Annotated in this window: 6 protein-coding genes; 2 read left to right on the top strand and 4 right to left on the bottom strand. The window is 72.9% G+C overall.

Annotated elements, in window-relative coordinates; genetic code table 11:
* The 4 genes from AOK23_RS09980 to pgfA all read right to left on the bottom strand — a co-directional run.
* Window positions 1-983, bottom strand: a 983-nt coding sequence (locus AOK23_RS09980; RefSeq protein WP_157877986.1) for an alpha-(1->3)-arabinofuranosyltransferase domain-containing protein, incomplete at its 3' end; no start/stop codon positions are given.
* Window positions 980-1,657 carry a class I SAM-dependent methyltransferase gene (locus AOK23_RS09975; RefSeq protein WP_055516694.1) on the bottom strand — a complete coding sequence of 226 codons (678 nt, stop codon included), beginning with the start codon at window positions 1,655-1,657 and terminating at the stop codon, window positions 980-982. The genes AOK23_RS09975 and AOK23_RS09980, both read right to left, overlap by 4 nt.
* Before the next feature lie 65 nt (window positions 1,658-1,722).
* A complete protein-coding gene (locus AOK23_RS09970; protein WP_055712386.1) occupies window positions 1,723-2,874 on the bottom strand; it encodes a glycosyltransferase family 4 protein in 1,152 nt (383 codons plus the stop codon).
* A 249-nt stretch (window positions 2,875-3,123) separates the two neighbouring features.
* Complete coding sequence (gene pgfA, locus AOK23_RS09965; protein ID WP_055712385.1) at window positions 3,124-4,101, bottom strand: cell envelope lipid trafficking protein PgfA; 978 nt, start codon at window positions 4,099-4,101, stop codon at window positions 3,124-3,126.
* A 292-nt stretch (window positions 4,102-4,393) separates the two neighbouring features.
* Here pgfA and AOK23_RS09960 point away from each other — a divergent pair, with 292 nt between their 5' ends.
* Window positions 4,394-4,612 (top strand): hypothetical protein, encoded by a 219-nt coding sequence (locus AOK23_RS09960; RefSeq protein ID WP_055712384.1) that lies wholly within the window; start codon window positions 4,394-4,396, stop codon window positions 4,610-4,612.
* Between the two features lie 3 nt (window positions 4,613-4,615).
* Window positions 4,616-5,692 (top strand): PucR-like N-terminal domain-containing protein (locus tag AOK23_RS09955; protein ID WP_055712383.1); only part of this gene is annotated, 1,077 nt, incomplete at its 3' end.

Here is a 5,692-nt window from a genome sequence, read left to right as displayed (position 1 = left end):
TCCCGCCGGGCCAGCCCGGCGAGGCCCAGGCCCGCCGCGAGCGCCGACGACAGGATCACCAGCGCCGACGCGGCCACGGACCAGCCGGCCGGTAGCCATGCCTCACCGAAGTGCAGATAGCCCACCCAGTTCCCGGCGCCCCGGAGCGCCTCCGTGGCGGACATGGTGGCCGTCGTGGTCTGCGACGTCTCCACGTAGGGCAGGAAGTTCTCCCCGTAGAAGCCGAGGAGCAGCAGCGGGACCACCCACCACAGGGTCGCCAGGATCACCCCCGGCACCCACCAGACGATCAGTCTCCGCCGGCGTGGTCCCGGCGGCCGGCTGAGCAGGTACAGGCCCACGGGCAGCAGCGAGGCGAGGGTCGAGGCGGCGTTGACCCCGCCCATGAACGGGACGAACAGCGCCGACCGCAGCGCGGCCACCCGCGCGCTGTACCGCTCGTTCGTCAGCGGCAGCAGCACCCACGGCAGGAACGCCCCCGGCAGCGCGGCCGCCGACGTCGACCCGACGACGGTGGTGAACACCGGCCACAGCGCGTAGGCGGCACCCGCCACCAGCCTCGACGCCGGGCTCCCGATCCTCAGCCGTTCGGCCAGTCGCAGCGCGCCCCAGAAGGCCACCGACACGATCAGCGACATCCACAGCCGCTCCGCGAGCCACACGGGCAGCCCGAGGAGGTCGCTGACCCCGTAGTAGGGCAGCATCGGCCACAGATACCCGACGTACTGGTCCTGGATCCCGCCGAACCCGCCCCGGTCGTGCCACAACTGCCCGAGGTCGGACACGAACTGCCAGGGGTCGGTGGTCACCCCGAGCTTGGTGTCGAAGGTCTGCCGCCCGGGCCGCGCGACGACCAGCAGCACGAACACCACGGCCCAGAACCCCAGGAGCCAGCGGCGCGACCGACGCCCCTCGGGGGGCCGCCCCGTCATGCCCGCCGGCCGCACCGGCGCGGGAGGTGGAGCCTGGACCGTGCTCGTCATGGTGCACACCGCCGGAGGATGAGAAGGAGGTTCCAGGTGGCGAACTCGCGGAGGCCCGGCGCCTTCACGACGGTCTCCGCGAGAAACGGCCAGTAGCGGGAGCGCGCCGACACGACCGTCACGTCGTCCCGCGCGCGCACCTGCCGCAGAGTGCGTCCGATGTGCACGGCGAACAGGTTCTCGCCGAGCGTGTGCTTGGCGTCCTTCCCGGTGCGGCGCCGATAGCGGGCCCGCGCCCGCTCCGCCCCCAGGTAGTGCCAGGGCGCCCACTCGTGGCCGCCCCACGGGGACAGCCAGTTGGTGAACGACACATAGATCAGCCCGTCGGGCCGGGTCACCCGCACCAGCTCACTGAGGAACGTCGGCGGATCCGCCACGTGCTCCAGCACGTTGGAGGAGAACGTGACGTCCGCGACCCCGTCGGCCAGCGGCAGCAGATACCCGTCGGCGACCACCGCCCCGTCTGGCGGCTTCGCCCCCAGCTCGGCGAGGTCCGGCTCGAAGAGGTACGCGTGCGCCCCGCGGCGCCGGAACTCCTCGGTGAAGTAGCCGCTGCCCCCGCCGACATCGACGACCGTGCGGCCCTCCAGGGCCCCGCCGTACGCGGCGACCTGGTCGACGGCGTCCCGGGCGAGCAGCGCGTAGCAGGACGCGGGATCGTCCTGCTCCCTCATGAAGGCCCGGAAGAGGGCGAGGGACCGCCGCAGGGACGGATCCTTCAGGGCACCCGGTCGCGCGTTCAAGAGCCCCCACCCCGCACCGCCTCCGCGGCGACCGCCCGGAACTGCCGCACCGTGTGCCCCCACCGGAAGTGCGCCGCCCGTTCCCGCGCGGCCCTCCCCATCAGCTCCCGCCGGTCGGCCGACAGCGCGAGCGCGCACCAGGCCGCGGCGAACGACGACTCCCCCCGGGCCAGCACCCCGGTCTCCCCGTCCACGACGGAGTCCCGCAGCCCCGGCACGTCGAAGGCGACCGACGGTGTCTGCCGCACTGCGGCCTCGGTGACGACGAGTCCCCACCCCTCCACGGCGGACGGGTGCAGCAGCAGCCAGGCCGCGCACAGCAGCCGGTGCTTCTCGGCCTCGGAGACATGCCCGGCGAACTCGACGCCGGGCCCGGCCATCGCCTCCAGCCGCTGCCGTTCGGGCCCGTCGCCGACGATGACGAGCCGACCGCCGGTGACCGGCCTGACCCGCTCCCACAGCCGCAGCAGCAGATCGATCCGCTTGTACTCGACCAGCCGCCCCACGGCGACGAACAGCGGCTCGGGCGACCGTTCGGCACGCGGCCCCGGTTCCTCGACGCCGTTGTGGACGACCCGGATCCGTTCGCCGTCCACGCCGATCGCGCGGAGCGCCGTCGCCGTGGACGAGGAGACGGCGACCACGAGGTTGCCGCGCTGCGCGCCTGTCAGCGCCCAGTGTTCGAGGCTTCTGCCGAGCCGGGCCGCGGGCGCCAGCGCCCCGCCGAACCGCATCTGCCACAGATCGGTGTGCACATGGTTGACGAGGCACAGCGTCGGCCCGCGGTGCCACAGCGGTGTCAGGTACGGCATGCCGTTGCACACCTCGACGAGCAGGTCGCAGTCGCCGACCTGACGGGCGAGGGTGCTTCTGGCCCGGAAGTGGTGGCTCAGGTCGCCGCCCGCCGACACGACCCGGTAGTCGCGCAGGGCCGCCGGGCCCCCGCAGAGCAGGGTGACCTGGTGGCCGAGTCTCGTCAGGCCCTCGGCGAGCCGGTGGACGAGGAGCTCGGAGCCCCCCGCCGCCGGATTACCGAGGTCACGGCGGGCGAGGAAAACGATCCGGCGTGGCGGTGGGGCGCCCGCCGGGGCGTGCCGGACGCCGCGCGGAAACGCGTCGACCAGCGAGAACGGCACGTGCTGGGGCATGGGTGCTCCAACTCGTCTCGGGGTGCGGAACTCAGCGGGGGAGAAGGCGGTTCGCTGTGAGGGTTGTTCCGGTGGGGCGTGTGGGGGGACGGTCCGGTCGCGGCGAGCAGGTCGTGGTGCGCGGGAGCGAGGTCGGGAGCGAGGCATGGGTGGGCTGTGCTCAGGTGGGGTGGATAGTTTTCGCCGAGAGTTTCGAAGCTGCTACTCACCGACGTGACAATTTCCGGGGTTTGTTGAACTGACGCCCTGTCATATCGTGATCGGATCCTGGGGCGACTCGGACGTTTCGGGACGCCGCCTGCCGCGCACCACCAAAACGGCAGCCGTCACGGCGAGGACGAACCCCACCACAGCGGTACTGATCGGCAACGTCCGCCCCACCAGCCGCAGCAGTCCGCTGTCCCGCTCCGCCTGCTCCACCGCGAACTTCTGCGTCTCGGCGGTGAACGCCAGCTTCCGGCTGTCGAGCAGCACCGCCGCGTCCTCGGTGCCGCCCGGCGCCCGCAGGGTCCGGCGCGGCCCGGTCTGCGCGTAGAGCACGCGTCCCGTGGCCTGGTCGACGACGAGTTCGAGGCCGTGGTTGGCGTACCACTCCTCGGCCATCACCTGTGGCCGGCTCGGCTCGTCGACGAGGGCGCCGGGCACCAGCCGCGTGCCGGTCCTCGTCGCCGGAACGGTCGCGGTGAAACGCATCCCCTCGTACCCGCGGACCTTCTTGCGACCCTCGTAGTGGAGCGTGACCGTCGCGCCGAGCGTGTTGTCCCACCAGCGGTAGGAGCGTTCCCGCACGTCGAAGGGGAACTTCAGGTACGCCTCGCCCTCGATGTACGGCTTCTCCTCGCAGCAGTGCACCGGCCGGTTGGTCCTCCGGTCGCTGACCCAGCGGTGCGGGGTGAAGTCCAGCGCGTCGTGCGGGTCGGCGGCCGGCAGCGACTTCTCCGTGTCGACGCTGGTGATCACGTCCCACACGGCCGCTCCGCTGCGCTCGCTTTCGGCCACATCGCCGCGTACCCGCTGGGTCACGGTGATCTTCTGGTCCGGTACGGTCCGCACCTGCTCCACGTCGAAGACGCTGCCCGTACCGGTGTAGACGGCGGTCGTGTCGATGTCGATCGGGTTCACCGCGGCCCGTGGCTCCACGTACCAGGCCAGCAGGGGTGCGAGGACCAGCAGGAAGGTGCCGAGGCCCAGCAGGACCAGGGACAGGGGTGAGGCTGTACGGCGCATCCGGGCACTCCAGGGGCGTTGGAAGGTGCGACTCGGGTAGGCGTCTCGGAAGGGGTGACGCCAAGGGGGAAGGTGCGCGTGACGTATGGGCCGGGAACCGTAGGCGGAGTCTTGACGCAGTGTCAATGCATTGCTGACACTGGGCCGGAGCCGGCGCCCGCGACGGACGACCGGCTGAGGGGCCGTCGACACGCCCCGGCGAGGTGGACGAGGTACCGGGACCGTCAGGAGGTCCCGGGATGCGGGGTGCCCTGGGTGGGGCCGACCTTTCGACCGAGAGGCTGACCCTGCGATGTCGCACGCCGAGACCACGCACCAGACGCCGCCAGGCCCGCCCTCCGCGCCGGCGACGGGACTTCCGCGGCGTGCCCTCGCCGCCGCGCTCACCATGGTGGCCGCCGCCGCGCTCGCCGTGGCGGCCGCGTTCGGTGTCGTCGCGCTGCTGGAGGCGACCCCGGACCAGCCGAACACCCCGCTCATCACGTACGAGAACGCCGGTCAGGAGCGCTGAGGGGTGACCGGGCGCCCGGGAACCGTCTCAGTCCGCTCCGCCTGGCACGACGTACCGCGTGACCAGGTGCGGGAGTTCGCCGCGATCGCCATGGCCGAGGCGCCCGCCCTCGCCGAGGAGATCCTGGGCGAGATCCGCCGTGAGTACCCCCATCTGCCGGTCGTCCTCGACGACTCCGGCGAGCCGATGGCCCTCATCGGCATCCGCCGCGCCATCGAGGTCTTCGTCCAGCACCTCCAGACCGCGGAGGGCCGCCCGCGGGTGCCTCCCGGCGTGTTCCAGGAGTTCGGCCGGGGCGAGGGCCTGCACGGCCGCAGCCTGGACTCCCTCCAGGCGATCTACCGCCTCGGCGTACGCCTCGCCTGGCGCCGCTTCGCCGAGATCGGCCAGCGCGTGGAGATCCCGCCGCCCGCGATGTACGAGCTGGTCGACGCCGGATACGAGTACCTGGACGGGCTGGTGGACCAGTCGGTGCGCGGCTACGCGGAGGCGGCGGCCCGGCAGGCCGGCGAACGGCTCCGGCTCCAGCGGCGCCTCATGGAGCTGCTCCTCGTCGAGCACCATCGGGGCGACCCCGCGGACGCGCTCACCGAACGCGCCGCCCGGATCGGCTGGCCCCTGCCCGAGAAGGTCGCCGTCGGCGTCCTCCTGCGGCCCGCCCGCGAGGCCATGGCCCCGGCCGTCGGCCAGGGCGTCCTGCTCGACATGGAGTACGAGCAGCCCCGCATGGTCGTGCCCGAACCGGACGCCGCCGGGCGCCCCGAACTCCTCCACCGGGCCCTCACCGGGTGGTCCGGCGCGATCGGACCGCCGGTGCCGCTCGCGGAGGCGGCGAAGTCGCTGCGCTGGGCGGAGGCCGCGGTGAGCCTGATGGAACGCCGGCTGCTGCCCGCCGGGGAGGTGCTGCACTGCACCGAGCACACCGAGGCCCTGGTCCTCCTCCAGCCGGAGGAACTCATCGACGACCTGGCCTTACGCTGCCTGGCACCCCTCGCGCACTGCGGCCCCACCCACGGGCGCCGCCTCGCCGAGACCCTGCTGGCCTGGCTGGAGACCAGGGGCGGCGCCCGTGGGTGGGGC

The sequence above is a fragment of the Streptomyces torulosus genome (assembly GCF_001419765.1).
GTDB classification, from domain to species: Bacteria; Actinomycetota; Actinomycetes; order Streptomycetales; family Streptomycetaceae; genus Streptomyces; species Streptomyces torulosus.
This window is presented reverse-complemented; position numbering and strand designations above follow the sequence as displayed.

Coding starts and splice junctions, on each gene's coding strand:
- AOK23_RS09975 (WP_055516694.1), bottom strand. CDS start 1,657: ATGAGGGAGCAGGACGATCCCGCGTCCTGCTACGCGCTGCTCGCCCGG.
- AOK23_RS09970 (WP_055712386.1), bottom strand. CDS start 2,874: ATGCCCCAGCACGTGCCGTTCTCGCTGGTCGACGCGTTTCCGCGCGGC.
- pgfA (WP_055712385.1), bottom strand. CDS start 4,101: ATGCGCCGTACAGCCTCACCCCTGTCCCTGGTCCTGCTGGGCCTCGGC.
- AOK23_RS09960 (WP_055712384.1), top strand. CDS start 4,394: ATGTCGCACGCCGAGACCACGCACCAGACGCCGCCAGGCCCGCCCTCC.